The organism is Stenotrophomonas sp. 704A1, assembly GCF_030549525.1.
GTDB lineage: Bacteria > Pseudomonadota > Gammaproteobacteria > Xanthomonadales > Xanthomonadaceae > Stenotrophomonas > Stenotrophomonas tuberculopleuritidis.
In genome coordinates this window covers 1,449,867-1,476,844 of the sequence record NZ_CP130831.1, presented here as the reverse complement: position 1 = coordinate 1,476,844, position 26,978 = coordinate 1,449,867, and the positions used below count along the sequence as shown (strand labels likewise).

The window sequence follows — 26,978 nt, the reverse complement described above, 5'->3', positions numbered from 1 at the left end:
AGAATCGGGCACTTCCCCTGCTGGCAAGGATCCGGACGATGCGTCGCTGGCTGTTGCGGTTGCTGTGGTGCGTGCTGGCGCTGCTGGCGCTGGCGGGGCTGTCGGTGTGGCTGCTGCTGCGCGGCAGCCTGGCGGACCTGGACGGCGAACAGGCCCTGCCCGGCCTGGCGGCGGCGGTCACCGTCGAGCGCGATGGCGTGGGCGTGGTGACCATCACCGCCGCCAGCAAGGCCGATGCGCTGCGCGCGCTGGGCCATGTGCATGCGCAGGAACGCTACTTCGAAATGGACCTGATGCGGCGCAGCGCGGCCGGCGAACTGTCGGCACTGTTCGGCCCGAAGGCGATCGACGCCGACAAGCGGATGCGCGTGCATCGCCTGCGCGCGCGCACCGAGGCGCACCTGCAGGAGGCCCTGGGCAGCGACCCGGCCGCCGTCCGTGCCTACGTCGAGGGGATCAACCAGGGCCTGGCCCGCCTGCCGGTACGGCCCTGGCCCTACCTGCTGCTGCGCCAGGCACCGCAGCCCTGGCAGCCCAGCGACAGTGTCCTGGCCGGACTGGCCATGTATGCCGACCTGCAGGACCCGGACAACCGCTCCGAACTGGCGCTGGCGCGCATCCGCGCCGTGGTCCCTCCCGCGCTGCATGCGCTGCTGGTCCACGACGGCAGCCAGTGGGATGCGCCATTGCTGGGCCCACCGCGTGGCGATGCGCTGCTCCCGGACGCCAGCCAGCTCGATCTGCGCACGCTGACCCCTGCAGCGGCCGGTGCCGGCGTGCAGGACCGTGATGCGGTGGGCAGCAACAACTTCGCCGTGGCCGGGCCGCTGACCGCCGATGGCCGCGCGATCATCGCCGACGACATGCACCTGGGCCTGCGCGCGCCGGGCCTGTGGTTCCGCGTCCGCCTGCGCTATCCCGATCCGCAGGCGGCCGATGGCCAGGTCGACATCACCGGCTTCTCGCTGCCCGGCGTGCCTGCGGTGATCGTCGGCAGCAACGGGCACGTGGCCTGGGGCTTCACCAACAGCTACATCGACACCGCCGATTTCCGCACCGAAGCGGCCAACGCCGCGGTCACCGTGTACCAGGAACGCATCGCCGTGGCCGGCCAGCCCGACGTGCTGTTCCCGGTGCGCGAAACCGCCTGGGGGCCGATCCTGCATGTGCACGCAGACGGCAGCGGTGATGCGCTGCGCTGGGTCGCGCAGCTGCCCGGCGCGGTGCGCATGGACTTCGCCGACATGGCACGCGCCGCCGACCTCGACCAGGCCCTGCAGATCGCCGACCATGCCGGCATTCCGGCGCAGAACCTGGTCATCGGCGATCGCAGCGGGCGCATCGCCTGGCGCCTGGTCGGCGCGCGCCCGGACCGTGGTCCGGGCTGCGCACCGCTGGGGTTCAACAGCAACCGCAGCAGCCCGGACTGCGCACCGTGGCCGATCCGGAGCGATGCTGCGCCCAGCCTGCTCGATCCACCACAGCATCGGCTGTGGACGGCCAACAGCCGCGTACTCGACGATGCCGGGCTGGCCACGGTCGGCAACGGGGGGTATGACCTGGGCGCGCGCGGCAGGCAGATCCGCGATCTGCTGGGCGCGCAGGAGCGCTTCGATGAACACGATCTGCTGGCCATCCAGCTGGATGACCGCGCGCTGTTCCTGCAGCGCTGGTGGGTGCTGCTGCAGCAGGTCAGCGAACACAGCGACGACCCGGCGCTGAAGCGGCTGGCGGCGGCCAGCCGGCACTGGGAGGCGCGCGCGTCGACCGATTCGGTGAGCTACCGCGTGGTGCGCGCGTTCCGCGGCCAGGTCCTCGATGTGCTGTCCGGCGCCCTGCTCGCACCGGCCCGCGCCGCACTGGGCAATGACTACCTGGAGCCGCGCCTGGCGCAGCTGGAAGGGGTGGTCTGGCCGCTGCTGCAGCAACGGCCGGCACACCTGCTGCCGCCGGCATACCACAGCTGGGATGCGTTGCTGGTCGATGCTGCGCGCCACGCCGAGGCCGAACTGTCGGTGCAGGGTCCGCTCGCGCAGCGCAACTGGGGCGAGCGCAACACGGCAGCGATCTGCCATCCGCTCGCGCGCGCCCTGCCCGCCTTCGCCCGCCGCTGGTTGTGCATGCCCGCCGACCCGCTGCCCGGTGACCGCGACATGCCGCGGGTACAGACTCCGAATTTCGGTGCGTCACAACGCATGGTGGTATCACCGGGCCACGAAGCCGACGGCATCGTGCACATGCCCGGCGGGCAGAGCGGCCATCCGCTGTCGCCGTACTGGGGCGCCGGCCACGAAGACTGGGTGTACGGCCGCCCCACCCCGTTCCTGCCGGGCAAGGCGCAGCATGTGATGACGCTGGTCCCAGCGCGCTGACGCCCTGTTCAACGGTAGCGCCGGGTCAGGCCTTGCGCCGCTCGATCAGGTTCAGCAGCGGGCCGGTCATGGCCGTGGTGACCAGCGCCATGATCACCAGCACGGCGAACAGGCGGTCACCGAGCAGGCCCAGTTCATAGCCCAGGTTGAGCACGATCAGCTCCATCAGGCCGCGGGTGTTCATCAACGCGCCCAGACGCCAGGCGTCGCGACGCGGCATGCCGGTGCTGCGCGCGGCACTGAAGGTACCCAGCAGCTTGCCGGCGGTCGCCACCGCGATCACCACCCCGCACAGCATGATGTCGCCCACCTGCAGCGCATCGGCACGCAGGCGCAGGCCGGTCATGGCAAAGAACAGCGGCAGCAGCAGGGTCACGGCAAGGGGTTCGACCCTGGCCACCACCAGGTCGCGCAGTTGTGGGTTGGCGGACACCGCAACGCCGGCAGCGAACGCGCCGAACAGTGCATGGATGCCCAGCACTTCGGTCACCAGCGCGCTGGCCAGCGACAGCAGCAGGATGCCCAGCAGCCAGCGGCCCTCGCGCCCCGGAGCACACTGCTGGCGCGCGAACCATGGCTTCACCACGCCCAGCATCACCGCGATGAACAGCACCACGCAGGCCAGGTTGATGCTGGCCGACAGCCAGCCGCTGGCCTGCGCAGCGGCCACGATCAGGGCCAGCATGCACCACGCGGTGGCGTCGCCCAGCGCCGCACAGGCAATGGCGGTCTGTCCCAGCGGCGTCTGGGTGATGCCGCGGTCCGCCAGGATCCGCAGCAACACCGGGAAGGCGGTGATGCTCATGGAAATGCCGACGAACAACGCGAAGGCCATGAAGCCGACGCCCTGCGGCCCGTGTTCGGGGAACAGCCAGATCGCCAGCGCCACGCCCATCACGAACGGCACGGCGATACCGGCATGGCTGACCGTGAAGGCCAGTCTGCGGCGACCGCGCAGGGCCGCAAGATCGAGTTCGGCGCCCGCCACCAGCAGGAACATCAGGACCCCGAGCTGGCTGAGCATGCCCAGCGGCCCGAGCGAGCTGGCCGGGAACAGCGCCCCGTGCAGCGGGGGCAGCAGGCTGCCAAGCACCAGCGGGCCCATCATCAGGCCCGCGGCCATTTCGCCGATCACCGCCGGCTGGCCGAAGCGCCGGAGCAGTGCCCCCGCGCCCTTGGCGACCAGCAGCAGCACCAGCAGCTGCAGCAGGAACAGGCCCAGCGGCGAGGCCAGGTGGTGCGCCCAATCGCTGCCGACCACGGCTTCGGCCCTGCGCGCTGCCGCCGGCATGCCCGGCCCGGCATAGCGCGCCAGCAGCAACCCGGCCAGCAACGGCACGCCGGCCCAGGCCAGGTAGCGCCATCCCCACTTCATCGGCGACCCGGTGCCTCCGCTGCGTACGTCCATGAACATTCCCCAATGCACAGGGGGGAAATGATACGTCCTTGCCGGCGCGGCGGTTGCGCGTCCGCCGGGCATGGCCCGGCGCTACCGGTGTCGGGCGGCCAGGGACTGCGGATCAGGCCAGCGCCTGCTCGTGCACCCCGGCAATGGCCCGGCCGGAAGGATCGGCGGCCGCGGCGAAGCTGGCATCCCAGGCGATCGCCGCCGGCGAGGAACAGGCGATCGACTTGCCGCCCGGCACGGTTTCCGCCGCCGCGTGGCTGGGGAAGAACTGCTCGAACAGGTGGCGGTAGTAGTACGCCTCCTTGGTCTGCGGCGGGTTGTGCGGGAAGCGCTTGTCGGCCGCTGCCAGCACGCGGTCACTCACCTGTGCTTCGGCGTGTGCCTTCAGTCCATCGATCCAGCCATAGCCGACGCCATCGCTGAACTGCTCCTTCTGCCGCCACAGGATGCTGTCGGGCAGGTAGCCCTCGAAGGCCTCGCGCAGCACCGCCTTCTCGATGCGCCGGCCACCAAAGCCGGCGCCGACCATCTTGTGGGCAGCATCGAAACGCATCGCCACGTCCAGGAACTCGCGATCCAGGAACGGCACACGGGGCTCCACGCCCCAGGCCATCATCGACTTGTTGGCGCGCAGGCAGTCATAGTTGTGCAGCGCATCGAGCTTGCGCACCAGTTCCTGGTGGAATTCGCGCGCATCCGGGGCCTTGTGGAAGTACAGGTAGCCGCCGAAGATCTCGTCGCTGCCCTCGCCGGACAGCACCATCTTCACCCCCATTGCCTTGATCCGCCGCGCCAGCAGGAACATCGGCGTGGATGCGCGGATGGTGGTGACGTCATAGGTCTCGATGTGGCGGATCACTTCCGGCAGCACGTCCAGGCCTTCCTCGAAGGTGTATTCGAAGCCGTGGTGGACGGTGCCCAGCGCTTCGGCGGCGACCGCAGCGGCGGCCAGGTCCGGCGACCCCTTCAGACCGATCGCGAACGAGTGCAGGCGCGGCCACCAGGCTTCGCTCTGGCCACCGTCCTCGATGCGACGGCGTGCGTAACGGGCAGCCACCGCGGCCACCAGCGACGAATCGAGGCCGCCGGACAGCAGCACGCCATACGGCACATCGCTCATCAGCTGGCGCTCGACCGCCTGTTCGAAGGCCTGCCGCAGTTCGGCCAGATCGGCCTGGCGGCCCTGCACATCGGCGTAGTCGCGCCAGGGTTGCCGGTAGTAGCGCACCAGTTCGCCGGTGGCGCTGTCGTAGTAGTGGCCCGGCGGGAACTGGGCGACGTCGGCGCACGAATCGACCAGCGCCTTCATTTCCGACGCAACCCGCAGGCGCCCCTGCGCATCGTGGCCCCAGTACAGCGGCACCACCCCGATCGGATCGCGCGCCACCAGCACGCGGCCGGCGTCACGGTCCCACAGCGCGAAGGCGAAGATGCCGTTGAGCTGTTCCAGCCACTGCGCGGGCGCACCGCCCTGGCGGTACAACGCGTTGATCACTTCGCAGTCCGAGCCGGTCTGGAACGCGTAGGCCTGGCCGAGGCCGGCCTTGAGCTGCTGGTGGTTGTAGATCTCGCCGTTGACCGCCAGCGCCAGCCCGCCGTCCTCGGACAGCAACGGCTGCGAGCCGCCGGCCGGGTCGACGATCGCCAGCCGCTCGTGCACCAGCAGCGCGCCCTCGTCCAGGTATACCCCGCTCCAGTCGGGGCCGCGGTGGCGCTGGCGCTGCGACAGTTCCAGCGCATGGCGGCGCAGGGAGGGAAGGTCGTCGCCGGCCTGCAGGCCGAAGATTCCGAAGATCGAACACATGGGTGGCGCTCCTGTAGTGGGGGATTACACGGGGGGAAGGTGTTCGACCGGCCATCCAGGCCCGGGAGGGCAGCGCCCGGGCACAAAAAAACCCGCATCGGCCGATGCGGGTTTTCTGGTGTCCGGGCGTGTGGTGCTGTCTATCTACCCAGGGCGCAGTCCCGCATCGGCCGCGCACGATTATTCGCACGCAGATTATTGCGGTTGGACGTGTTGACGGCGGTGGCCAGGCGGATCGACATGGCACCGACCGTAACGCGGTTTCCGGTGCCACGCAACAGTTGCGTTGGCAACCACAGGTGCCGTGCCGCCCGGCATGGCCCGGCGCTACCGGTCGGGGGGAACGCCAGGCCATGCCCGGCGTCATGCCTCACGCCAGCAGGCGTTCCAGCAGCCGCTGGTACAGCCCCGGCAGTGCTTCCAGCTCATCCACGCGCACGTTCTCGTCCACCTGGTGGATGCTGGCGTTGACCGGCCCGACTTCGATGCACTGGGCACCCAGCGGTGCGATGAAGCGCGCATCGGAGGTACCGCCACCGGTGCTTTCCTCCGGTGCATGGCCGACGTGCTCGGCCAGCACGGCGCGTGCTGCGGCGCGCAGCACGCCTTCCGGGGTGTAGAACGGCTCGCCGCTGCGATGCCACTTCAACGTGTACTGCAGGCCGTGCCGGTCGAGCAGCGCGGTGATCTCCGCCTCCAGCGCCGCCGCATCCCAGTGCGGGTTGTAGCGCAGGTTGAAGTCCACCTCCAGCTCGCCGGGGATCACGTTGTTGGCCCCGGTGCCGGCATGGATGTTGGAGATCTGCAGGCTGGTCGCGGGGAAGCTCTCGTAGCCCTCGTCCCAGCGCCGTGCGCTCAGCTCGGCCAGCGCCGGCGCCGCCTGGTGGATCGGGTTGCGCGCCTTGTCCGGGTAGGCCACATGGCCCTGCACACCCTGCACCCGCAGCTTCGCAGAGAGGCTGCCGCGACGGCCGACGCGCAGCAGGTCACCCAGCGTCGCGGTCGACGACGGCTCGCCGGTGATGCACCAGTCGATGCGCTGGCCGCGCTCGGCGAACAGCCGCGCCACGTGGCGCACGCCATCGATGGCATCGCCCTCTTCATCGCTGGTCAGCAGCACCGCCAGCGTACCGGCATGGTGCGGATGTGCAGCCACGAACTGCTCGGCTGCGATCACGAATGCGGCCACGCTGCCCTTCATGTCGGCGCTGCCGCGGCCATACAGCACGCCATCGCGGACCTGCGCGTCAAACGGATCGCTCTGCCAGGCCTCGCGCGGGCCCGGCGGCACGACATCGGTATGGCCAAGCAGGACCAGCACCGGCGCACCGCTGCCATGGGTGGCCCACAGATTGTCGACCTGGCCCAGCCGCAGGTGTTCGCACTGGAACCCCGCCTGCTGCAGCCGCGCGGCCAGCAGCGCCTGGCAGCCGGCGTCGTCCGGCGTCACCGAGGGCCGCGCGATCAGCTCGCACGCCAGGTCAAGGACCGCGCTCATGCGTCGCCCACGCCGAAGCGGGCCTTGAAGCCGTTGTCACTGAAGCCCTGGCTGACCGTGCCGTCGGCGGTGACCACCAGCGGGCGCTTGATCAGCTGCGGGTACTCGCGCAGCAGCAGCTTCCATTCGGCCTCGGAATCGGCGGCCTTGCGGTTGTCGGGCAGCTGCCGCCAGGTGGTGGACGACCTGTTGACCATCGCGCCCAGGCCGCCCAGCTGCGCGGCCCATTCCAGCAGGGTTTCCGGAGTGGGTTTGTTGTCGCGGTAGTCGACGAAGGTGTAGGGCACGCCGAAGCGGTCCAGCCACTTGGTCGCCTTCTTGCAGGTATCGCAGTTCTTCAAACCGTAGACAGTGGTGCTCATGGCCATCTGTGATGCTGGAAAACAGAGGGCCAGAATCTCACAACAGGCGCTCGGACACGACCCGGAACGGTACGCGTGGCAGCCGGAAGGCCAGCCCCTCGCGCAGCGCCACGCCCATCGACTGCAGGCGCGGGCAATGCAGTTCACCGGCCAGCCGCAGGGGCTGCAGGGTGTCCACGTCCACCGGCAACGCGATGCGGGTGCTGGCCCAGCGGCGGTCACAGGTGCGGGCAATGGCCTCGTCCTGGCAGGTGAGCAGACGCAGCAGGGCCTGGTGGCCACCGAAGGCCGCCGTCCACGCCGCGTCCTCCCAGCCCGCAGCGGCCTGCCACTGCAGGTGCAGCGCAGGCGCACTGCCCTGCCCGCCTTCGATCAGGGTGTACCCATCGCCATCGGCGCGCACCCCGTGCTCGAAGTGCGCGGACAGGTGCGGCTGCATGGCATCGCTGAAGGCGCGCGCGCCGGCCACGAAGGCCAGCTGGTCCATCACGTTGCGGTCGAACAGCACCACCGGTGTCCCGTCCGGTTCGTCGTCACGACGCAGGTACCAGCGCCAGTTGCTCTGCCGTGGCGACGGCATCAAGGAACGCAGCTGACCCGCCAGCGCCGGCCCGAAGTGGCCGTGCCGGTAGCTGAGGATGGTGTAAGGCGTGCGCCCGGCATGGACGACGTAGTGATGCCCCGGCGGCGGTGGCGGCGCATGCTGCACGTCCACCCACCAGCTCGCGTAGACCACGTCGCGCACATCGCTGACCAGCGCGGGCATCGGCCAACGCCGCGACAATGCACGGCGCAGCCGGCTCCAGCGCGGTGCGTGCAGCAGGCGCGGCAGCATCCGTCCGAACGGGGTGTCGGACGGATGCCGGTAGATCGCGGACTGCGCCAGGTCCTCCGGCGCCGCCACCTTCAGTCGGCCAGGCCGCGCAGCAGGTCGTTGACGCTGGTCTTGCTGCGGGTTTTGGCATCAACCTGCTTGACGATCACCGCGCAGTACAGCGAGTGGGTGCCGTCCTTGCTCGGCAGCGAGCCGGACACCACCACGCTGTACGGCGGGATGTAGCCGTAGCTGATCTCGCCGGTGGCGCGGTTGTAGATGCGGGTGCTCTGGCTGAGGAACACACCCATGCCGATCACGCTGTGGTGGCCGACCACCACGCCTTCCACCACTTCCGAACGCGCACCGATGAAGCAGTGGTCTTCAATGATCGTCGGGCTGGCCTGCAGCGGCTCCAGCACGCCGCCGATGCCGGCACCGCCGGACAGATGGCAGTGCTGGCCGATCTGCGCGCAGGAACCCACGGTGGCCCAGGTATCGACCATGGTGCCTTCGCCGACGTAGGCGCCGATGTTGGTGAAGCTCGGCATCAGCACCACATCCTTGCCGAAATAGGTGCCGCGACGGGCGATCGCACCCGGCACCACGCGCACGCCGCCACGGCGGAACTTCGCTTCGTCGTAGCCGGCAAAACGCGATTCGACCTTGTCCCAGAACGGCGCCGGACGCGCATCGACCACCGCCATGTCGTTGACGCGGAAGTACAGCAGCACGGCCTTCTTCAGCCACTCGTTGACCTTCCAGCCACCGTGACCGTCCGGTTCGGCAACGCGGAATTCGCCGCTTTCCAGGCCATCGATCACCCGGTTGACCAGCGGCCGGGTCGAGCCTTCCAGTTCGTGCAGGGTCAGCGTGGCGCGGCGTTCGAAGGCGCTTTCGATGCCGAACTTGAGCTCGGCAACGCCCGGAGCGGCCGGCTTGCGCAGCGACTTGCGCGCAATGTTCTCGGCGCGCGCGGTTTCAGCGCTCTTGGCCGGTGCCTTCTTCGGCGCACCCCCCTTCTTCGCCGGCGCCTTCACCGCCGCGGCTTTCTTCGGCGCAGCGGCTTGACCCGCCTTCGGCTGTGGTGAAGCCTTCTTCGCAGCCGGTGCGGCGACAGGTTTCTTGGCCGCTGCGCTCTTGGTGGTCGCGGCGGTCTTCTTGGCGGGCTTGGTGGCCATCAGGCGGGGTCTCCGGCGTTTCGATCAGGGTCCAGGCAGGCCAGCATCGCGTCATGCAGCTGCTGCCGGGCAGGTTCAGTCAGGGGGAGGTCGTGTTCGTCACTGATCACGAAGGTGTCTTCGGCGCGTTCGCCGAAGGTGGCAATGCGCGCATCATGCACGCGCAGGCCCTGGTTGCGCAGCACGAACGCCACGTCGGCCAGCAGGCCGGGACGGTCGGGAGCGACCAGGGCGAAACGGGTCGCACCGGGTTCGTCGCGGAACTCGATGCGTGGGGCGAAGCGGAAATGGCGCAGCTGCCGTGGCACCACCCGCCGTGACGGGCGCAGGCGCGACAGATCACCACTGAGCGCCTCGCGCAGCGCCGCCTCCAGGTTGGCGCTGCTGCCATCGGCGAAGCTGTCGGCCGGGTTCACTTCGAAGGTATCGAAAATGGTGTCGGCAGGACCATCCAGCACCCGCGCGCGATGGATGGCGTAGCCCTTGCGGTCCAGCGTCATCACGATCGCGGCGAACAGGCCGTCGCGGTCGGGCGAATGCACGAACACCTCCAGCGCCGGGTCGTCCACGCTGATGCGGCGCACCTTCACCAGGGTCTGCCCCTGCTTGACCGGCACCAGCGCCGCGGCCTGCCAGGCCAGCTGTTCCGGACGCAGGCGGATGAAGCTCTCATCGGGCATCACCGCGAACTGGCGATCGATGGTGGCATCGTCGTAGCCCTGCTCGCGGACCAGCGCACGCACGCTGTCGCGCGCTTCAGCCACCCGTTCGGCGGCCGGCACCGGATGCTCCAGGCCTTCGCGCAGCGCACGCCGGGTGGCGAAATACAGATCGGCCAGCAACCGGTCCTTCCAGGCATTCCACAGCTTGGGGCTGGTGCCGGCGATGTCGGCGCAGGTCAGCAGGTACAGATAGTCCAGGCGGTCGCGGCTGCCAACCAGGCTGGCGAAGCGATGGATCACCTCCGGATCGGCAATGTCCTGCTTCTGTGCGGTCACTGACATCCGCAGGTGCTGCTCGACCAGCCAGGCCACCAGCTCGGTATCCGACCCGCTCAACGCATGCGCCTGGCAGAACGCGCGTGCATCGACGGCGCCCAGTTCCGAATGATCGCCGCCGCGGCCCTTGGCGATGTCATGGAACAGGCCCGCCAGCAGCAGCAGTTCGGGCTTGCGCAGGCGCGGCCATACTTCGTGGGCGATTGAAAAACGCTCGTCGGCGCGGCTGCTGGCGAACAGGCCGATGTTGCGCAGGACCATCAGCGTGTGCTGGTCGACGGTGTAGACATGGAACAGGTCGAACTGCATGCGCCCGCTGACCTGGGCGAACGCGGGAATCCATTGCCCGAGCACGCCCAGCCGCGCCATGCGCGAAAGCGTGTCGACCGGGCGCTGGCCGCGCAGCAGTGCCAGGAACTGCTCGCGCGCATCGGGGTCGGCCTGGTCATAGGCGGGAAGCAGCGGCAGCGACTCGGCCAGCGCGCGTGCGGTCAACGAATGCAGGCCGCGGATCTGCGGGTTGTTGGCCCAGCTGGCGAACAGCGCGAACACCCGGCCGATATCCGCACGCGGCCAGTCCGCGTCGTTGGCCGCCAGGTAGCCCCGCCGCGTGGCAAAGCCGACGGTCAGCGGCTCCGGCTGCGCTTCGCCGTCGAACTGTTCTTCGAAGCGCTGCAGCAGGCGGTCGCTGATCCGCCGTACCACCGAGGCGGCACGGTAGAACCCCTGCATCATCTTCTCGACGCCCAGGCTCTCGGCGTCGTCTTCGAAGCCCAGGCGCGCGGCCAGGGTCTTCTGGTAATCGAAACGCAGGCGCTCTTCCGGGCGCCGCGCCACCAGGTGCAGGCCGAAGCGCAGCCGTGCCAGCACCGCGCGTTCGCGCTTCAGCGCGGCAGCCTCGTCGGCGCCCAGGTGGCCCAGCCCGACCAGTGCCTCCAGGTCGCGCACGCCGAACGCACGCAGCGCCATCCAGCCCAGCGTGTTCAGATCGCGCAGGCCGCCGGGGCCATCCTTCAGGTCCGGCTCCAGGTTGTCGGCGGTATCGCCGAAGCGCTGGTGGCGGTTGCGCAGCTCTTCCAGCTTGGCCAGGAAGAACGCACGCGGCGGCCACAGCGCGCGGTCGTCCACCGCGTCGCGCAGCGCGCGCCGCGCCACCTCGTCGGCCAGCAGCGGGCGCGCTTCGATCAGCGCGGTCAGCACGGTCTGGTCGGCAGCCGCCTCGCGGCACTGCGGCGCCGAGCGCACCGCGTGGCTGACCGCCAGCCCGCAGTCCCACAGCAGCGCGAACAGGCGTGCAAGCGCGGCTTCGTGGGCCAGTTGTGCCGCCGGTTCGCCGAACACCAGCAGATCGATGTCCGAACGCGGGAACAGTTCGCCCCGGCCGTAGCCGCCCACCGCGAACAGCGACAGGCCGCTGTCGGCCGGCAGGCAGCGCTGCCACGCCAGCCGGATCAGGTGATCGGCGGCACGCGCGCGCAGCGCCAGCAGGCGCTCGATGTTGTCGCCCTGGTCGAAGCGGCGGTACAGCCGCGCGTCGGCCTGCTGCAGCGCCTGGCGTGCGGCAGCGGCCCAGTCCGGATCGTTGAGCGATGCCGCCGGCGCGTCCAGCAGCGAACCCGCCGGCAGCATCTTCAGGCGACCTGCGACTCGCCGGGTGACAGGGTCAGCACATCGACGCCGGTCTCGGTGACCGCGACCATGTGCTCCCACTGCGCCGACAGCTTGCGGTCCTTGGTCACCACGGTCCAGCCGTCCGGCAGCACCTTGTTGTAGCGGGTACCCTCGTTGATCATCGGCTCGATGGTGAAGGTCATGCCCGGCTGCAGCACCAGCCCCTGGCCCGGGCGGCCGTAATGCACCACCTGCGGTTCGTCGTGGTAGACCTTGCCGATACCGTGGCCGCAGTACTCGCGCACCACGCTGAAACGCTCGCCTTCGGCGTAGCTCTGGATGGCATGGCCGATGTCGCCCAGGGTGGCGCCCGGCCGCACGGCGCGGATGCCGCGCCACATGGCTTCGTAGGTGGTTTCCACCAGGCGGCGCGCCATCACCGACGGCGTGCCGACGAAGAACATGCGGCTGGTGTCGCCGTGCCAGCCGTCCTTGATGACGGTGACGTCGATATTGACGATGTCGCCATCCTTGAGCACCTTCCCTTCGCTGGGAATGCCGTGGCAGATGACATTGTTGACCGACGTGCACACGGTCTTCGGGAAGCCGCGGTAGCCGACGTTGGCCGGAATGGCGCCCTGCACGTTCACGATGTGGTCGTGGCAGATGCGGTCCAGTTCCTCGGTGGTGACACCGGGCTTGACGTGGGGGGTGACGATGTCGAGCACTTCGCTGGCCAGCCGGCCGGCGACGCGCATCATCTCGATTTCCTGCGGGGTTTTCAGATTCACGCTCATGGCGGCCATTATCGCCGATCCGGCCGCAATCTGAACGAACGCCAGCCAACTCGCGATCGCGCCCATGCACGGTTCCGGCAAGGAAGGTGAAAGCGTGATGGCCCGCACCCTTTCGATTCCCTCTTTCTCACGAAATACAGACACTTGCGCTGCCTAAGCTGGGGTCACCGACGCAAAAGCGGCGCTGAATGCGCTGTCTTCGCTCTGTTCAACGGACCTTCGGGTCAGGGAGGTTGTCCATGCGATCCGCCGTTCGTTCCCCGCTGGCCTGGGCCCTGGCCCTGCTGGTGGCAGGCCCCGCCGCCGCCGCCGACACCGTCACCTTCAATGTGCTGCTGACCATCAACAAGGCCTGCACGATCACCGCGGCGTCGGCCACCAACGTCAACTTCGGCAATGCCGATTCCAGCTCGACCACGCCGCTGAACGCGCAGGGCACGGTCACCGCCCAGTGCAGCGTCACCACGCCCTACACCATCGCGCTCAATGCCGGCCTCAACCCGACCACGGCCGGCGACGTCACCACCCGGCGCATGCGCAATACCGATTCGGCGGTGACCGCCAACAACTTCGTCGGCTACCAGCTCTACCAGGACTCCGGACACAACACGGTCTGGGGCGCGACCACCGGCACCAACACGGTGGCCGGCACCGGCACCGGCGCCAACCAGGTCTACCAGGTCTACGGGCAGGTGGCCAACCCCAGCGTCAACAACGCCGCACCCGGTTCCTACCAGGACACCATCACCGCCACCATCACCTACTGAGGGCGTGCCGATGCCACTGCCCCCTGTGCGCCGGTTGCTGCGGCTGGCGTTGAGCGCGTTCGCGCTGCTGCCGGCCGTCTGCCTGGCGGCCAGCCTGCAGGTTTCGCCGACCCAGTTCGAGCTGCGCCCCGGGCAGAACGCCGAGGCGCTGTGGATCAGCAACAGCGGTACCGAGCCGGTGCAGGTGCAGGTCCGCATCTACCGCTGGCAACAGGTCGACGGCCGCGACCAGCTGGAACCCAGCGATGCGCTGCTGCCCAGCCCGCCGATGCAGTCGCTGGCCGCCGGCCAGCGCCAGCTGATACGGCTGGTCCGTACCGACCCGGGCGCAGCGGCCGGGCAGCAGGCGTTCCGGGTGATCGTCGATGAGATACCGGCCTACGACCCGGCACGGCAGGGCATGCAGTTCGTGCTGCGCTACTCGATTCCCCTGTTCGTGCAGCCCGACGGCGAGGCACCGGCGCCGCAGCTGCAGGCGCGGCTGCTCGCGGCAGATGCCGGCCCGGCCACGCTGGAAGTGCACAACCGTGGCAACGGCCAGGCCCAGATCGCCGACCTCGCCGTTGCCATCGGCGGGCGCAGCACCCCCCTGCTGCCGGGCCTGGTCGGCTATGTGCTGCCCGGCCAGACCATGCGCTGGGCCCTGCCGCAGGCGCCGGCAGGTCTGGCCAGCGGCACCTTCAGCGCGAGGATCAATGGTGGGTCGCAGCTTACGCCCCTGCCTGCAACGCCGCCGGCTCGCTGAGGCCTGCGTGCTGGCCTGCTGCACCGGTCTGGCTTCCGTCTCCGCGCACGCGGCCGGCCGTGCGCTGAGCGCGCCGGGCGCCGATATCGCCGCCGAGGCATCGCTGCCGGCGCCGACCCCGCTGACCGCACCGCAGGCACTGTACCTGGAGACCACGCTGAACCAGGCGCGGCGTGGCCTGCTGCTGTTCCATGAACTGGGCGGGCGTCTGCAGGCGCCGGCGGCGACCCTGCGCCAGCTCGGCTTCCCGGTGCAGGGCGACGCGCCGGTCTACCTGGACCAGATCGCACAGCTGGTGGTGCACTACGACGCCAGCCTGCAGGTACTGGACCTGCAGGTGCCGCTGCAGCAGCTGCAGCTGCCGGTCACGCAGCTGGGCAGGACCGCGGAAGCCGACGCCGTCGCCCAGGCATCGCCCGGCATGGCGCTCAACTACGACCTCTACGCCAGCCACAGCGACGGCCTGGGCAATGTCAGCCTCAACAGTGACCTGCGCGTGTTCGGCTTCGGCAACGGCAGCCTGCGCAACACGGCGCTGATGCGCAGCTACCAGCTGCCCGGCGAAGGCTGGCGGCAGGAGTCGGTACGGCTGGACACCAGCTGGCGGCTGGACCTGCCCGATCAGGCCCTGAGCCTGACCGTGGGCGATTTCTACAGTGGCTTCCTGGAGTGGACGCGCCCGGCGCGCATGGCCGGCGTGCAGATCGGCCGCAACTATGGCCTGCAGCCGTATCGCGTCCTGACACCGACGCCGGCGTTCCTTGGCGAAGCGGTGGTGCCGTCCAGCGTGGAGCTGTACATCGACGGCCTGCGCCAGTACAGCGGGCAGGTCCCGGTGGGGCCGTTCCAGCTGGCGGCGCAACCCGGCATCAGCGGCACCGGCAGCGCCCAGGTCGTGGTCACCGATGCCTTCGGCCGCATGCAGACCCTGGATTTCGCCTTCTACGGCACCCAGCAGCTGCTCGCCGCCGGCCTGTCGGACTGGTCGGCCGGCATTGGCCGCCTGCGCCGTGACTATGGCATCCGCTCGTTCCGCTACGACGCCGATACCGTGGCCAGCGCCACCCTGCGCCGCGGCGTGAGCAACCGCTTCACCGCCGAAGCCCACGCCGAAGGTGGCGGCGGCATCGTCAACGCCGGCCTCGGTGGCGCCTGGCTGCTTGGCCAGGCCGGCGTGCTCAGTGCCAACTGGAGCGAAAGCCGCGACGGTCCGCGCAGCGGGCGCCAGTACGGGCTGGGCTACAACTGGAACAACCGCCGCTTCAACGTCAATCTCGCCAGCCGCCGCACCCACGGCGACTACCGCGACCTCGGCAGCCTGCAGGACAGCGTGCCGCCACGGGTCAGCGAGCAGGCCTCGTTCGGCGTCGACCTGCAGCAGCTGGGGTCGTTCAGCATCAGCTACCTGCGCCTGGACCAGCCGCAGCCGCTGCTCGACGCCCCACAACCGGCGCCGCCGCAGGCACTGCCGTTCAGCCGCAGCCGCTACCTCAGCCTGTTCTGGTCGCGCGCCTTCGGCCGCTGGAACGCCTACCTGTCTGCCACCCAGGACATCGACCAGCGCCGCAATCGCAGTGTCTACCTGTCGCTGGGGACCCGCCTGGGCGAAGACCGCCAGGCCAGCGTGTCGGCCCAGCGCAATGGCGACCGCCACTACGCCAGCGCCGAGGTGATGCGGCCGGTGCCCGGCGACGGTGGCCGCGGCGGCCCGGGCTGGCGGCTGCAGGCCCGCGATGATGGTGGCGGACTGGCCGAAATCGGCGCGCTGGGCACCCATGGCCGCTACTCGGCCGGCGTCTCGCGCGACAGTGGCCAGACCTTCGCCTATGCCAATGCCAGCGGCAGCCTGGTCTGGATGGCCGGCAGCGTGTTCGCCGCCCGCGAGGTCCCGGATGCGTTCGCGGTGGTGTCCACCGGACGCCCCGGCGTGCCGGTCCTGCTTGAGAACCGGCCGATCGGCGTGACCGATGCCAAGGGCCTGCTGCTGGTCACCCCGCTGCTGTCGTGGCAGCGCAACCGCCTGACCATCGACACCCTGGGCCTGCCGGCCGACCTGCGCGCCGACCAGGTCGAGACCCTGGCCACGCCGCGCCAGGGCGCAGGCATGCGCGTGGACTTCGCCCTGCGCCAGTCGCGCGGCGCGTTGGCCACCCTGCTCGACGCCCAGGGCCAACCGCTGCCGCTGGGTGCCCGGGTGCAGGGCGACGGGGTGACGCCGACCGTGGTGGGCCACGATGGCCAGGCATGGCTGGAGTTCAGCGCCGATGCGGCCACGCTGCTGATCGACAGCGAACAGGGCCGCTGCCGGGTGCAGGTACAACGGCCGGAGGCGGGCGTGCGACGGCTTGCACCGGTGCGCTGCCTGCCGGAGCCGCAGCCATGACCCGCGTGCTCGGCCTGCTGCTGGCGCTGTGGCTGGGCAGCCTCGCACTGCCGGCCCACGCTGCCACCAGCTGCTCGCTGACCAGCCCCACGCTGTCGTTCGGCCCGGTGTCCAACGGCCAGGTCGATACCACCACCACCTTCACCATCAACTGCACCACCGGTGCGGTCGCGCTGCTGGCCAATGTCCGGGTGACCTTCTGCGTGGGCCTGCCGGCCGGTACCGGCGGCACCACCATCACCCCCTCGCGCACGTTCGCCAATACCTTCGGCGACCGCCTCAACTATCAGATCTACAGCAATTCCACCCGTACCACCGTGATCGGCAGCAGCAGCGCCAGCAGCCCGGCGTGGGCCATGTACCAGATGCAGTACTCGGTTCCCGCACTGGGCGGCTCCGGCGCCGGCACGGTCACCCTGTATGGCCGCTACCCCGCCAACCAGGTGCTGTCGGCGGGCACGTTCACCAGCACCCTGCCCGCCACCTTCCAGTACGCCTACAACGAGCCGGTGCTGGGCACCCCGGCCTACCCGGCCAGCTGCACGACCACACCGCCCGCCGTGACCGGCAATTCGGGCCTGGTCACGGCGACGATGTCGGTGGTTGCCAACGCCACGGTCAACCCCGCCTGCGGCACCTATGTGACTGCACCGATGGATTTCGGCATCAGTACCGGCGCGGTGACCGCCAACATCGACCGCACCGCCGTGTTCAGCCTGACCTGCGTCAACCGCAGCCCCTTCCAGATAGGACTGAACAACGGCAGCAATGCCGATGGCAGCGGCAACCGGCGCATGCGCATCGGCAGCACCGGCGCCACCGTCCCGTACGAGCTGTACCAGAACGCCGCGCGCACCGTGCGCTGGGGCAACGTGCTCAACACCAGCACCGTGCCCGGCACCGGCACCGGATCGGCGCAGACCCTGACCATCTACGGACGGGTCGCCCCCACCAGCGCAACGCTCACGCCACCCGGCGCCTACACCGACACCGTCACGGTCACCATCACCTACTGAGCGCGCCTACTGAGCGGCCGGCCTGCGCCCGGGCGCTCTTCAGATCGGACCGCAGCGGCCGATACCGCCAGCGTCTCCTTCCACCGGCCTACGATGCACCTGCGTTCCTTCCTCGCGCTGGCCTGCGCCGCGTCATCGTGCATCGCCTCCGCGCAGGCGGCCGATGCGCCCGCGCAGGCCGGCCTGGCCATCACCCTGCAGATCACCGACGCGCGCGCCGGGCCACCGCCCCAGCAGCGCAGCGATGCCGCTGAAACGGTGCCGCCGCAGGTCCAGGCGTTGTCGCCGGCACTGTCCGCGGACGAGGCCGCACAGCGCACGGTGACGGTGACCTACTGATGCTGCGCCGGCTCTTTCTCGCGCTTGCGCTGGCGCTGCCGGCGCACACCGTAGCGGCGCTGGAACTGTCCAGTACCCAGCTGCGGCTGCCGGCCACCCGGGCCGATGGCGAGCTGTGGCTGCGCAATCCGGAGGCCACGGCCTGGAGCGGTGAGGCGCGGCTGTACCGTTGGGAGCAGCAGGGCGCGGAGGAACGCTTGCTGCCCGCAGACGGGGTCGCGCTCAGCCCGGGCCGGCTGCAGATCGGCGCCGGGCAGCGGCAACGGCTGCGGGTGGTGCGGTTGCGCCCGGCGCCCGTCGCCACGCAGCAGGCCTACCGGCTGGTGATCAGCCCGACGCCCGGCGCGCAGGCCGCATCCGCCATCCGCTACTCGCTGCCGGTGTTCCTTGATCCGCCTGCGCCGCTGGCCGCCGCCCTGCAGGTGCAGCTGCAGGCGCAGGCCGGGCAGCCGCCCCGGTTGTGGCTCTACAATGCCGGCAATGGCCATGCGCAGCTGGCCGATCTGGTGTTCATCGATGCCGGGGGGCAGCGCCACCCGGTGATTGCCGGCCTGGCCGGTTACGTGCTGCCGGGCCGGCAGCGCCTGTGGCCCTTGCCGGCGCGCGCCGGCGGTTACGCCGGTGGCCGCTTCCGGGCCCGGCTGCAGGGCAGCGCCGAGACCGCGCTGCCCCCGCTGGACCCGGCCATTGCGGCGAGCGCGCCCGGCGGGCTATAATCCGCCGGATGTCCTGCCGCCCCAGTGCGCGGGATACCGTCCACACCGGACGTCACCGGTGAATCCACACCTGCTGCCCCCATCCGTGCCGGGGTGCTCCGCAAGGAGTTCGGCCACGGAGGCAACAGGGAAGCCCAACCCCGGAACCTTCCGCGCTTCCACGCGTCCCGCATACCTATCCCGCGGGCGGAATCGCCGGTTCCCCATCAGGAGTATTGCAATGCCCCAGGTCACCATGCGTCAGATGCTGGAAGCCGGCGTCCACTTCGGCCACCAGACCCGCTACTGGAACCCGAAGATGGCGCCGTACATCTTCGGCGCCCGCGGCAAGATCCACATCATCAACCTGGAAAAGACCGTCCCGCTGTTCAACGATGCGATGAACTTCATCTCGTCGATTGCCCAGAAGCGCGGCACCGTCCTGTTCCTGGGCACCAAGCGCAGCGCCCGCGAAACCATCCGCGAAGAAGCCGAGCGTTGCGGCATGCCGTTCATGAACCAGCGTTGGCTGGGCGGCACCCTGACCAACTTCCGTACCGTCAAGCAGTCGGTTGCCCGCCTGAAGGAACTGGAAGCCGGTGAGACCGACGGCACCTTCGAGAAGCTGGTCAAGCACGAAGTGCTGGGCCTGCGTCGCGAGCGCGACAAGCTGGAAGCCTCGCTGGGCGGCATCAAGGACATGAACCGCCTGCCGGACGCGATCTTCGTGATCGACATCGGCCATGAAGACATCGCCATCAAGGAAGCCAAGAAGCTCGGCATCCCGGTGATCGCCGTGGTCGACACCAACTACAACCCGGAGCTGGTGGATTACGCGATCCCGGGCAACGACGACGCCATCCGCGCCGTGCAGCTGTACTCGCGCGCTGCCGCCGACGCCGTGCTGGAAGGCAAGGCTGCTGCTCCGCACGCCGCCACCGTCCGTGAGGAAGAGTTCGCCGACGCTCCGGCCGAAGACGCCAAGCCGGCCCGCCGCGCTCCGGCCAAGAAGGCTGCTGCCGACAAGGGCGAAGCCCAGGCCTGATCCAGGCCCCGGTGGGCGCCTGGCGCCCACCTTTCCTGTCCGCTGCCGATGGCGCGACGACAGGAGACTGTCACACGGGCCGGCCACCATGCCGGCCCAACCCCTTTCTTTCGTGAGGTAATCCCGTGGAAATCACTGCTTCCCTGGTCAAGGAACTGCGCGAGCGCACTGGCGCCGGCATGATGGAATGCAAGAAGGCACTCACCGAGGCCGGCGGCAACATCGACGCCGCCGCTGAAGCCCTGCGCAAGTCCGGTGCCGCCAAGGCCGACAAGAAGGCTGACCGCGTGGCCGCCGAAGGCCGCCTGGGCCTGGCCCAGGACGGCGGCAAGGCCGTGCTGGTCGAGATCAACTCGGAAACCGACTTCGTCGCCAACGACATCAACTTCAAGAACTTCGTTGATTCGGTCGCCGCTGCCGCCCTGGCATCGGGCGCCGCCGACGTCGAAACGCTGAAGGCGGCCAAGCTGGCCAGCGGCGAAACCGTCGAAGAAGCCCGCGCCACCTCGATCCAGAAGCTGGGTGAAAACATCCAGATCCGTCGCCTGGTCAAGCTGGACACCACCGGCAACATCGGCTCCTACGTCCACACCAACGGCAAGGTTGGCGTGCTGGTCGACCTGATCGGCGGCGACGTCGAACTGGCCCGCGGCCTGGCGATGCACGTGGCTGCGCTGAAGCCGCCGCACAACAAGGCGGCCGACGTGCCGGCCGAGTACATCGCCAAGGAAAAGGAAATCGAGCTGGCCAAGATGTCCGACAAGGACAAGGCCAAGCCGGCTGAAATCCTGGAAAAGATCATGGCTGGCAAGATCAACAAGATCGTCAGCGAAGTGACCCTGTACGGCCAGAGCTACGTGCTGGACGGCGACAAGACCGTCGAGCAGGTGGTCAAGGCCGCCGGCGCCGATGTGGCGGGCTTCCAGCTGCTGATCGTCGGCGAAGGCATCGAGAAGGTGGTGGAAGACTACGCCGCCGAAGTCGCCAAGGCGATGCAGGTCTGATCGCAGCCTTGCGGCCGTGAAGCGACCAGAAGGAGCCGCGGGAAACCGCGGCTCTTTTTTTGTCCGCGTCACCGGCACCTGCGTCGCAGGAGGGTGCGCACACCGGCGCCGGGCGCGGCCCGACGCGGCCGGTCTTTGCGTTGTGCGCGAATCAGGCCGATACTCGGCGCAGGGAAGCTGCAGTCACATAACAGGAACGAAAGTCGCAGACTGTGATGCATTCCTAGGTATTCTTGTCCTAATGGAATTGAACGACCCGACATGCCTCCCGAGCTGACAGCTGCCCTGGCGCTCTGCCGCAACCTTCCCTCGCCGCCCGGTATTGCCCTGCGCATCATCGAACTGGCCCAGGATCCGGAAGCGGACATCGCAACTGCTGCCGACATCATCGCCATCGACATGGCGTTGAGCGCCCGCATGCTGCGCATCGCCAACTCGCCGCTGTATGCCAGCCGGCGCCGGATCGAGAATCTCGGCCAGGCACTGACCATGCTCGGCCTCAATGCGACGATCAGCCTGGCATTGGGCTTCACCGTCACCCAGGGCCTGACCGGCAGCGGCGGTGCCGACCACGACCTGCGCCAGCGGGCCTGGAAGCGCAGCATCCTCAGCGCGCTGGCCGCCAGCCAGCTCGGCCAGGCACGCAACCTGCGCCGGCTGGAGGAACTGATGCTGGCCGGCCTGCTGCAGGACATGGGCGTGCTGTGCCTGGCCCAGGCCGAGTCCGAACGCTACCTGCCGCTGCTGCGCGAAGCGCGCGACAACCCCGACCTGGTCGCCCGCGAACGCGAGGCGCTGGGATGCAGCCACGCCGAGGTCGGCGCCTGGGTGGCCGAAGAATGGGGCCTGCCCCGCTACCTGGTGGACAGCATCCGCCACAGCGAAGACCAGGACGCCGCCGAAACCCCGTTCCAGACCTGCGTGCAGCTGTCCGGCGCGGTCGCCGACATCTGGCTGGACGAGGATGCCGACGCCGCCCGCGAGCGCGCCCTGCAGCAGGTCCACGACCGGCTGGAGATGGACAGCGCGCGCTTCGACCAGGTCCTGGCCCGTATCAGCGCGGCGCTGCCGGACATCGCCAGCCTGTTCGAGAACGGGCTGAACTCGCCCGCGCGCGTGCGTGAGCTGATCGACCACGCCCAGGAACTGGCTACGCTGCGCAACCTGCGCGAGCTGCAGGACGCCGACCAGGCCCGCCGCCGCGCCGACGAATTCGAGGCCCGGGCCAAGCGCCTGGCCGACCAGGCCCACCGCGACGCCCTGACCGGCGTGCTCAACCGTCGCCAGCTGGAGGCCGTGCTCGAGCAGGAGTTCCTGCGCGCCGGCCGCCACGGCTGGCCGTTGTCGGTGGTCTTCATCGACCTGGACGATTTCAAGAAGATCAACGATGCGCACGGCCACCTGACCGGCGATGAAGTGCTGCGCGCCTTCGCCGGCAAGCTGCAGGGCCAGCTGCGCAACAGCGACACCGTGGCCCGCTTCGGTGGCGAGGAGTTCGTCGCGCTGCTGCCCAATACCAGCGAATCGGTGGCATTGGACGTGATCCGCCGGGTGCTGGCCAACATCGTGGCCACCCCGATGGCGGAGCTGGAAAGCGGCCCGCTGTTCGTCACCTTCTCGGCCGGCGTCGCCACCCAGGGCGGCTACGAACGCTTTGCCGGCGTGCAGGACCTGCTGCGGGCGGCCGATGACGTGCTGTACCGCTCCAAGAACCTGGGGCGCAACCGGGTCATCGCACGCTCCCCCGGCGAACTGGGGCATGATGAGCTGTCGGCCACTGCGGGGGCCGAGCTGGGCTGAACCCGTCGCCCCGGATGAACGGGGCGACCGCCGTACTGCGCCGCAGCGCACAAAAGACTTTGGCCGCGCGCCGCTTGCGCGTAGAATCGCCCGCGATTTCCACGCACCCGAGGTCCCCATGTCCAAGCTCGCCTATCGCCGCATCCTGTTGAAACTTTCCGGGGAGGCGCTGATGGGAGATGAGGACTACGGCATCGACCCCAAGATCATCAACCGCCTGGCCCGTGAAGTCGTCGAGGCCCAGCAGGCCGGCGCCGAAGTGGCACTGGTCATCGGCGGCGGCAACATCTTCCGCGGTGCTGGCCTGGCCGCCGGCGGCATGGACCGGGTCACCGGCGACCAGATGGGCATGCTGGCCACGGTCATCAACGCCCTGGCCATGCAGGACGCGCTGGAGAAGGTCGGCGCCAAGGCCCGCGTGATGAGCGCGATCAAGATCAACGACGTGTGCGAGGACTACATCCGCCGCCGCGCCATCCGCCACCTGGAAAAGGGCCGCCTGGTGATCTTCGCCGCCGGCGTCGGCAGCCCGTTCTTCACCACCGATTCCGGTGCCGCCCTGCGCGCCATCGAAATCGGCGCCGACCTGCTGCTCAAGGCCACCAAGGTCGATGGCGTGTACGACAAGGATCCGAACAAGTTCAGCGACGCGGTGCGCTTTGACAGCCTGAGCTACGACGAAGTGATCCGCCGTGGCCTGGAAGTGATGGATACCGCCGCCTTCGCCCTTGCGCGCGACAGCGACCTGCCGATGCGCGTGTTCGACATGGGCCAGCCCGGCGAACTGCTGAAGATCCTGCACGGCGAGAACATCGGCACCCTGGTCCAGGGCCGCGACCCGGCCTGAGCCTGAGCGCAGGGCGACCTCCGGGCCGATTCAGGCCCGGCAGCGTCCCGTATTCGCCTATAATCGCCCGATTCCAGTTACATCCAGGACCCGGGCGATGCTCAACGACATCAAGAACAACGCGCAGACGCGCATGGCCAAGAGCATCGATGCTCTTAAGCACACCCTCACCTCGATCCGCACCGGCCGCGCCACGCCGGCCCTGCTGGACCGCGTCACGGTCAATGCTTACGGCAACGCCAGCACCCCGCTGAACCAGGTCGCGTCGATCTCCAACGCCGACGCCCACTCGCTGCTGGTCACGCCCTTCGACAAGAGCATGATCAAGGAGATCGAGAAGGGCCTGTACAACATCGAGCTGACCCCGAACACCATCGGCACCTCGATCCGCGTCAACCTGCCGCCGCCGACCGAAGAGCGCCGCAAGGAACTGACCAAGCAGGTGCAGAAGGAAGGCGAAGGCGCCAAGATCGCGATCCGCAACATCCGCCAGGACGCGAACAAGGAAATCGCCAAGCTGCTGAAGGACAAGGCGATCAGCGAGGACGACAAGAAGCGCGGCGAAGACGACATCCAGAAGTTGACCGATGCCAACATCAAGGACGTCGACAAAGTCGTTGCCGACAAGGAAAAGGAACTGATGTCGGTCTGAAGTCGATGCCTTCAGTCCCGCCTCCCCTGCCGGCCGCCCTGCCCCACCACGTTGCGATCATCATGGATGGCAACGGCCGGTGGGCGCAGCAGCGCCGTCGCCCGCGCGTGATCGGCCATCGCGCCGGCGCGCGTGCGGTCAACCGCACCATCGAGCGCTGCCTGGAACTGGGCATTCCGGCGCTGACCCTGTTCGCGTTCTCCAGCGAGAACTGGGGCCGCCCGCAGGAAGAAGTCGATGCCCTGATGAAGCTGTTCCTCGGTGCGCTCGACCGCGAGGTGGACGAGCTGCATCGACGTGGCGTGCGCGTGCGTTTCATCGGCGAGCGCGAACGCTTTGGTGCCTCGCTGGTCAGCCGCATGCAGCTGGCCGAGCAGCGCACCGCCGACAACACCACCCTGACGCTGTCGATCGCCGCCAGTTACGGTGGCCGCCAGGACATCGCGCGCGCCGCGCGTGCGCTGGCCGCCGAAGTGGCCGCCGGCCGCCTGCTGCCCGAGCAGATCGACGAATCGCTGCTGGGACGACAGGTGGCCCTGGCCGACCTGCCGCCGCCGGACCTGTTCATCCGCACCGGCGGCGATACCCGCATCAGCAACTTCCTGCTGTGGCAACTGGCCTATACCGAGCTGTGGTTCACCGAAACGCTGTGGCCGGACTTCGATGCTGCGCAGCTGCAGCTGGCGCTGGATGCCTATGCCAGCCGTGAGCGCCGCTTCGGCCTGACCAGCGCCCAGATCGCCGCCCTGGCCACCGAGACCTCCAGCCCATGACCAAGACCCGAGTCCTCGCCGCGCTGATCATGGCGCCGGTCGCCATCGCCGCGATCCTGCTGCTGCCCACGCAATGGCTGGCCGCAGCGGCCGCCGCCGTGCTGCTCATCGGCCTGTGGGAATGGCTGAAGCTGGCCGACGTCGAAGACACCCTGGCGCGCACCGTGCTGCTGGTGCTGAACCTGGTGCTGATGGTGCTGCTGGTATGGGCCGACGCCGGCACCCTGGTGCTGTTCCAGATCGCGACCCTGGTCGGCGTGGCCTGGTGGCTGGGCGCGCTGGTCTGGCTGCGCTTCTTCAATTTCGGCGCACAGCCGGGCAGCCCGGCACGCATCCTCAAGCTGCTCGCCGGCACCCTGGCGATCGTGCCCGCATGGGCCGCGCTGGTGCTGATCCATGCCGGCGGTGATCCGCCAGGCCACCAGGGCCACCTGTGGCTGCTGGCCGCGCTGGCGCTGGTCTGGGCCGCCGATTCGGGCGCCTATTTCGCCGGCCGCCGGTTCGGCAGGCACAAGCTGGCACCGCGCATCAGCCCCAACAAGACCTGGGAAGGCCTGGTCGGCGGCCTGATCGCCGGCGTGGCCGTGGCCGTGGGCCTGGGCTGGCTGGCCGGCATCGATGCCGGCCACCTGCCCGGCCTGCTCGTCACCTCGGTGGCGGCGGTGTTCGCTTCGGTGCTGGGCGACCTGTTTGAAAGCCTGATCAAGCGCCATGCCGGCGCCAAGGATTCGGGCAATCTGATCCCCGGCCACGGCGGCGTGCTCGACCGCGTCGACGGCGTGCTGGCGGCCATCCCGGTGTTCGCACTGGGCAAGGAAATCTTCGGGTTCTGACCATGCATGCTGCTGCAGACCTGCGCCGGGTCGCCGTGTTCGGCGCTACCGGTTCGATTGGTGCCTCCACGCTTGACGTGATCGCCCGCCACCCGCTGCGCTACCAGGCCACGGTGCTCGCGGCCGGCCGCCAGGTGCAGGCGCTGCTGGCGCTGTGCCGCCAGCATCGGCCCGCGCACGCGGTGATCGCCGATGAAGACCTGTACGCCGAGCTGCGCGACGGCCTGCGCGCGGCCGGCCTGGCCACGCAGGCCCACGCCGGCCACGCGGCGCTGGACCAGCTGGCCGCCAGCGACGCCTGCGACACGGTGGTGGCCGCGATCGTCGGCGCGGCCGGCCTGTCGTCCACGCTAGCCGCAGCTGCGGCCGGCAAGCGCATCCTGCTGGCCAACAAGGAATCGCTGGTCCTTGCCGGCGAGCTGCTGACCCGCACCGCCGAGCGCGCCGGCGCCGAGATCATTCCGATCGACAGCGAGCACAGCGCGATCTTCCAGTGCCTGCGCTCGCGTGATGCCAGCCTCGATGGCGCCGGCGTCCGCCGCATCCTGCTGACCGCCTCCGGCGGCCCGTTCCGCGGCCGCAGCCGCGCCGAGCTGGAACAGGTCACCCCGGCCCAGGCCGTGGCCCATCCCAAGTGGTCGATGGGGCCGAAGATCTCGGTCGATTCGGCGACATTGATGAACAAGGGCCTGGAAGTGATCGAGGCCCACCACCTGTTCGGGGTCCCCGGCGAGCGCATCGAGGTGCTCGTGCATCCGCAGAGCCTGGTGCATTCGCTGGTCGAATTCGTCGACGGCTCGACCCTGGCCCAGATGGGCCTGCCGGACATGCGCACCACCCTCGCGGTGGGCCTGGGCTGGCCGCAGCGCATCGAATCGGGCGTCGCCGGACTGGACCTGCTGGCCCAGGGCCGGCTCGATTTCGAGGCGCCGGACACCGATGCCTTCCCCTGCCTGGCCCTGGCCTGGCAGGCCATGCACGCTGGTGGCACCGCACCGGCGGTGCTGAACGCTGCCAACGAAGAGGCCGTTTCAGCCTTTCTTCAGGGCCGGATCGGTTTCCTGACCATCCCGGCGCTGGTTGCTAACGCTCTTTCAACACTGCCGACCGAGCCAGCCGATACACTGGAGCGGCTGTTGTCCGCAGACCAGCGCGCCCGCCAGCTGACCCTGAACGCCATCGACGCCGCCTGACCACACGCCCTGACCCGTATGACGCCGCCGCCCCTGTCCGC

General features: G+C 69.3%; 23 protein-coding genes. 15 read left to right on the top strand and 8 right to left on the bottom strand.

Features of this window, described 5'->3' with window-relative positions; translation table 11 throughout:
* The first annotated feature begins 38 nt into the window (after window positions 1–38).
* On the top strand, window positions 39–2,372 hold the full coding sequence (locus Q5Z10_RS06815) for a penicillin acylase family protein (protein WP_303638494.1): 2,334 nt from the start codon (window positions 39–41) through the stop codon (window positions 2,370–2,372).
* A 25-nt stretch (window positions 2,373–2,397) separates the two neighbouring features.
* Here Q5Z10_RS06815 and Q5Z10_RS06810 read toward each other — a convergent pair whose 3' ends face one another.
* The 8 genes from Q5Z10_RS06810 to map all read right to left on the bottom strand — a co-directional run bounded on the left by Q5Z10_RS06810 (window position 2,398) and on the right by map (window position 12,854).
* Entirely contained in the window at window positions 2,398–3,786 is a 1,389-nt protein-coding gene (locus tag Q5Z10_RS06810) for a cation:proton antiporter (RefSeq protein ID WP_303638493.1), read from the bottom strand.
* Window positions 3,787–3,892: 106 nt separating this feature from the next.
* Window positions 3,893–5,584, bottom strand: coding sequence for an asparagine synthase B (gene asnB, locus Q5Z10_RS06805; protein ID WP_303638492.1), 1,692 nt, complete (start codon window positions 5,582–5,584; stop codon window positions 3,893–3,895).
* Between the two features lie 370 nt (window positions 5,585–5,954).
* Window positions 5,955–7,082: a succinyl-diaminopimelate desuccinylase gene (gene dapE, locus Q5Z10_RS06800; RefSeq protein WP_303638491.1), complete on the bottom strand. Its 1,128-nt coding sequence runs from the start codon at window positions 7,080–7,082 to the stop codon at window positions 5,955–5,957.
* Complete coding sequence (locus Q5Z10_RS06795; protein WP_303638490.1) at window positions 7,079–7,450, bottom strand: arsenate reductase; 372 nt, start codon at window positions 7,448–7,450, stop codon at window positions 7,079–7,081. Before Q5Z10_RS06795 ends, dapE begins: the two co-directional genes overlap by 4 nt.
* Window positions 7,451–7,481: 31 nt before the next feature.
* Window positions 7,482–8,348, bottom strand: a complete 867-nt coding sequence (locus Q5Z10_RS06790) for a hypothetical protein (RefSeq protein ID WP_303638489.1) — start codon at window positions 8,346–8,348, stop codon at window positions 7,482–7,484.
* Between the two features lie 2 nt (window positions 8,349–8,350).
* Window positions 8,351–9,439, bottom strand: a complete 1,089-nt coding sequence (gene dapD / locus Q5Z10_RS06785; RefSeq protein WP_303638488.1) for a 2,3,4,5-tetrahydropyridine-2,6-dicarboxylate N-succinyltransferase — start codon at window positions 9,437–9,439, stop codon at window positions 8,351–8,353.
* Window positions 9,439–12,066, bottom strand: a complete 2,628-nt coding sequence (locus Q5Z10_RS06780) for a [protein-PII] uridylyltransferase (protein WP_303638487.1) — start codon at window positions 12,064–12,066, stop codon at window positions 9,439–9,441. Before Q5Z10_RS06780 ends, dapD begins: the two co-directional genes overlap by 1 nt.
* Before the next feature lie 2 nt (window positions 12,067–12,068).
* Window positions 12,069–12,854: a type I methionyl aminopeptidase gene (gene map, locus Q5Z10_RS06775; protein ID WP_303638486.1), complete on the bottom strand. Its 786-nt coding sequence runs from the start codon at window positions 12,852–12,854 to the stop codon at window positions 12,069–12,071.
* A gap of 230 nt (window positions 12,855–13,084) precedes the next feature.
* On the opposite strand from map, the gene Q5Z10_RS06770 reads away from it, so the two are divergent.
* From Q5Z10_RS06770 to Q5Z10_RS06705, 14 genes are all read left to right on the top strand, one after another.
* Window positions 13,085–13,612: a Csu type fimbrial protein gene (locus Q5Z10_RS06770; RefSeq protein ID WP_303638485.1), complete on the top strand. Its 528-nt coding sequence runs from the start codon at window positions 13,085–13,087 to the stop codon at window positions 13,610–13,612.
* Between the two features lie 10 nt (window positions 13,613–13,622).
* Window positions 13,623–14,357 (top strand): fimbrial biogenesis chaperone, encoded by a 735-nt coding sequence (locus Q5Z10_RS06765; protein ID WP_303638484.1) that lies wholly within the window; start codon window positions 13,623–13,625, stop codon window positions 14,355–14,357.
* Window positions 14,308–16,740: a fimbria/pilus outer membrane usher protein gene (locus Q5Z10_RS06760; RefSeq protein ID WP_303638483.1), complete on the top strand. Its 2,433-nt coding sequence runs from the start codon at window positions 14,308–14,310 to the stop codon at window positions 16,738–16,740. Before Q5Z10_RS06765 ends, Q5Z10_RS06760 begins: the two co-directional genes overlap by 50 nt.
* Entirely contained in the window at window positions 16,737–17,756 is a 1,020-nt protein-coding gene (locus Q5Z10_RS06755) for a Csu type fimbrial protein (protein WP_303638482.1), read from the top strand. Before Q5Z10_RS06760 ends, Q5Z10_RS06755 begins: the two co-directional genes overlap by 4 nt.
* Window positions 17,757–17,849: 93 nt before the next feature.
* Window positions 17,850–18,095 (top strand): hypothetical protein, encoded by a 246-nt coding sequence (locus Q5Z10_RS06750; RefSeq protein ID WP_303638481.1) that lies wholly within the window; start codon window positions 17,850–17,852, stop codon window positions 18,093–18,095.
* Window positions 18,095–18,811 carry a fimbrial biogenesis chaperone gene (locus Q5Z10_RS06745; protein ID WP_303638480.1) on the top strand — a complete coding sequence of 239 codons (717 nt, stop codon included), beginning with the start codon at window positions 18,095–18,097 and terminating at the stop codon, window positions 18,809–18,811. The genes Q5Z10_RS06750 and Q5Z10_RS06745 overlap by 1 nt, the downstream gene beginning before the upstream one ends.
* Before the next feature lie 220 nt (window positions 18,812–19,031).
* Window positions 19,032–19,835 carry a 30S ribosomal protein S2 gene (gene rpsB, locus Q5Z10_RS06740; RefSeq protein WP_303638479.1) on the top strand — a complete coding sequence of 268 codons (804 nt, stop codon included), beginning with the start codon at window positions 19,032–19,034 and terminating at the stop codon, window positions 19,833–19,835.
* 125 nt (window positions 19,836–19,960) lie between these two features.
* Window positions 19,961–20,839: a translation elongation factor Ts gene (gene tsf / locus Q5Z10_RS06735; protein ID WP_303638478.1), complete on the top strand. Its 879-nt coding sequence runs from the start codon at window positions 19,961–19,963 to the stop codon at window positions 20,837–20,839.
* A gap of 261 nt (window positions 20,840–21,100) precedes the next feature.
* Window positions 21,101–22,639 carry a sensor domain-containing diguanylate cyclase gene (locus Q5Z10_RS06730; RefSeq protein WP_303638477.1) on the top strand — a complete coding sequence of 513 codons (1,539 nt, stop codon included), beginning with the start codon at window positions 21,101–21,103 and terminating at the stop codon, window positions 22,637–22,639.
* A 118-nt stretch (window positions 22,640–22,757) separates the two neighbouring features.
* Window positions 22,758–23,486, top strand: a complete 729-nt coding sequence (pyrH, locus tag Q5Z10_RS06725; RefSeq protein ID WP_303638476.1) for a UMP kinase — start codon at window positions 22,758–22,760, stop codon at window positions 23,484–23,486.
* Between the two features lie 97 nt (window positions 23,487–23,583).
* The gene (gene frr, locus Q5Z10_RS06720; protein ID WP_303638475.1) at window positions 23,584–24,138 is read left to right on the top strand and encodes a ribosome recycling factor; all 555 of its coding nucleotides are present in this window, start codon (window positions 23,584–23,586) and stop codon (window positions 24,136–24,138) included.
* A gap of 5 nt (window positions 24,139–24,143) precedes the next feature.
* Entirely contained in the window at window positions 24,144–24,911 is a 768-nt protein-coding gene (uppS, locus tag Q5Z10_RS06715; protein ID WP_303638474.1) for a polyprenyl diphosphate synthase, read from the top strand.
* A complete protein-coding gene (locus Q5Z10_RS06710; protein WP_303638473.1) occupies window positions 24,908–25,744 on the top strand; it encodes a phosphatidate cytidylyltransferase in 837 nt (278 codons plus the stop codon). Before uppS ends, Q5Z10_RS06710 begins: the two co-directional genes overlap by 4 nt.
* A gap of 2 nt (window positions 25,745–25,746) precedes the next feature.
* On the top strand, window positions 25,747–26,937 hold the full coding sequence (locus Q5Z10_RS06705) for a 1-deoxy-D-xylulose-5-phosphate reductoisomerase (protein WP_303638472.1): 1,191 nt from the start codon (window positions 25,747–25,749) through the stop codon (window positions 26,935–26,937).
* The last annotated feature ends 41 nt before the right edge of the window (window positions 26,938–26,978 follow it).